Source organism: Myxococcus sp. AB025B (assembly GCF_006518215.1).
Taxonomy (GTDB): domain Bacteria; phylum Myxococcota; class Myxococcia; order Myxococcales; family Myxococcaceae; genus Myxococcus; species Myxococcus fulvus.
In genome coordinates, this window is sequence record NZ_SRLW01000680.1 from 1 (window position 1) to 704 (window position 704).

The following is a 704-nucleotide window of genomic DNA, read 5'->3' on the forward strand; positions in this document are numbered from 1 at the left end:
CTCCACAGCCGGCTTCCAGCGTTCCATGCGCCACCTCCGAAGGTGGCGACCTGATCACGCGACCACAGCCCGAGTCGATCCCCTACCGCTTGCCTGCTCCCTCGCCGTAACCTGATCGGCGCTCTAGGACGTGTGTCACAAGAAGACGGCCCACCTCCGCGGGCCGTCTTCCATCGACTTCCTCAGAACAAGACCACGCCCCGGGCATTCACTCCGTTCTTCATGTCCGTGAAGGCCTGGTCGAGCTGGTCCAGCTTGTAGGTCGTCGTCACCAGCTCATCCAGCTTGAGCTTCTTCTGCTTGTAGAGGTCCAAGAGCCGAGGCATGTCCCGGTGCACGTCCGCCGTGCCGAACCAGGAGCCGAGCAGCCGCTTCTCGAACAGCGGCAGCACGAAGACGTTGAGGGAGATCTGCTCCTTCACGCTCCCCACGCCGACGACGACGCACGTCCCCGCCTTACGCGTGCACTGGTAGGCCTGCTCGATGGTCTCCTTGCGGCCCACCGCTTCGTACGCATAGTCCGCGCCCCGACCGCGCGTCAGCTCGCGGATGCCCACCACCGGGTCCACGCTCGTCGCGTCGATGACGTCCGTTGCCCCGAAGACCTTGGCGAACTCCAGCTTCTTCGGGTGCACGTCCACCGCGATGATTCGCTCGGCGCCGGCAATCACCGCGCCCTGGATGATGTTCAATCCCACCCCGCC

1 protein-coding gene is annotated in these 704 nt (G+C 64.9%); it reads right to left on the reverse strand.

Translation table 11 applies throughout. The features are described from left to right. Positions 1 to 182: 182 nt before the first annotated feature. Positions 183 to 704: zinc-binding dehydrogenase (locus FL311_RS43475; protein ID WP_141333580.1), on the reverse strand; the 522-nt coding region annotated here is incomplete at its 5' end.